The sequence below is a fragment of the Arthrobacter sp. UYCo732 genome (assembly GCF_040547265.1).
Taxonomy (GTDB): domain Bacteria; phylum Actinomycetota; class Actinomycetes; order Actinomycetales; family Micrococcaceae; genus Arthrobacter.
The window spans coordinates 1-1,764 of record NZ_JBEPPJ010000050.1; the positions used below are offsets into that span (position 1 = coordinate 1).

Genomic DNA, 1,764 nt, shown 5'->3' on the forward strand with positions numbered 1-1,764 from the left:
CTGAAGTTACGTTGGTCCTTTCCTCGTTTTCCTTCTGGATTCCGGGGGAAGGACCATTTTTGTACCGACATTTGTAGCCACTAAATTATTTTGAATATCTCTTCACTTTGACCGCGGTGAAGCGTATTGTCGGGGTATGACCAAGGCAGCGCCTGCCATGCATGTAGCCGTGAATACTTCCCGCCGGACGAACAAGTCCGGGGTGGAGGTCGAGTACCGCTCAGTGCTGCTGCGCCGCTCCTTCCGGGAGGACGGGAAGGTCAAACACGAAACCCTCGCCAACCTCTCGGCGCTGCCGGCTCCAGCCATTGACACGCTGAAGGCGTCGTTGGCGGGCAAGACGATGGTGGAGGCCGGAGTGGCGTTGCAGATCACCCGCTCCCTGCCTCACGGCCATATCGAAGCCGTGTACGCCATGGCCCGAGGACTCGGGTTCGAGGCGATGGTGGGTCCGGCGTGCCGGGAACGGGATCTGGTCATGGCGTTGCTGGCCGCACGGATCTGCGCGCCGTCCTCGAAGCTGGCGACCCTGTCCTGGTTCGCCGACTCTACCCTCGGGGCTGACCTGGGGCCGGTGAGCACCGATGACCTGTACCGGGCCATGGACTGGCTCGGCACCCGCCAAGCACAGATTGAAAAAGCCTTGGTCCTCACCTATCTGCGCCCGGAGGCGAACCCGGAGAAACTGGCCCTGTTTGATCTTTCCTCCTCGTGGGTGACCGGCACCCACAACCCCCTGGCCGCGCATGGCTATTCCCGGGACAAAAAGCGCGGGGTGGAGCAGATTGAGTACGGGATGCTGGCCACCCGTGCCGGGATCCCCGTCGCGGTCCGCGTGTTACCGGGGAACACGGCGGATCCGACCGCTTTCATTGCCATCGCTAAGGAAATCCAGGCCCTCGCCGGGGTGGAAGACATGGTCATGGTCGGGGACCGGGGCATGATCACCTCCGCCCGCATCCAGGACCTGAAAAACACCGCCCTGGGCTGGGTCAGCGCCCTGCGCAACACCGCCATCCAGGCCCTCGCCGAGGACCAGGGCCCCTTGCAAATGAGCCTGTTCGATCAGCAGAACCTCGCCGAAATCAGCCACCCGGACTACCCGGGGGAACGGCTGATCGCCTGCTACAACCCCGCCCTGGCTTCCCTGCGCAAACGCAAGCGCGAAGAGCTCCTTGACGTGACCGAAGAACGGTTGAAAACCATCCAGAAAGCCGTGACCGCGGGCCGGCTCAAGGACGCCGGGAAGACCGGGCTCAGAGTCGGGAAAACCCTGGGGAAGAACAATATGGCCAAGCACTTCACCCTCACCATCACCGACACCACCCTGGCCTGGGAACGGAACCCGGAAACCATCGCCAGGGAAGCCGATCTGGATGGGATCTATGTCATCCGCACCAGCGTCAACGAGGACACCATGGGCGCCGCCGAGACGGTCCGGGTTTACAAGTCCCTGGCGAACGTGGAAAAGATTTTCAAAACCCTCAAATCCCGGGACCTGCACATCCGCCCGATCTACCACCACACCGAGGAACGCACCCGCGCCCACGTGTTCCTCTGCATGCTCGCCGGGCACCTGACCTGGCACCTGCGTCAGGCCCTCACACCCCTGACCTTCACCGACGAAGACCGGCCCGTCCCCGAGGAGCCCGTCGCCTCCGTGCACCGCTCCACCGCCGCCGCACGGAAGGCCAGCACCCGCACCCTGGACGACGGCACCCCGGCGCGCTCCTACCAAGCCCTTCTCCGCCACCTCGGCACCAG

The 1,764-nt window shown here is 63.7% G+C and carries 1 protein-coding gene; it reads left to right on the top strand.

What is annotated here, in order from left to right; translation table 11 throughout:
• Positions 1–169: 169 nt before the first annotated feature.
• Positions 170–1,764, top strand: a 1,595-nt coding sequence (locus ABIB45_RS22470; RefSeq protein ID WP_354218041.1) for an IS1634 family transposase, incomplete at its 3' end; no start/stop codon positions are given.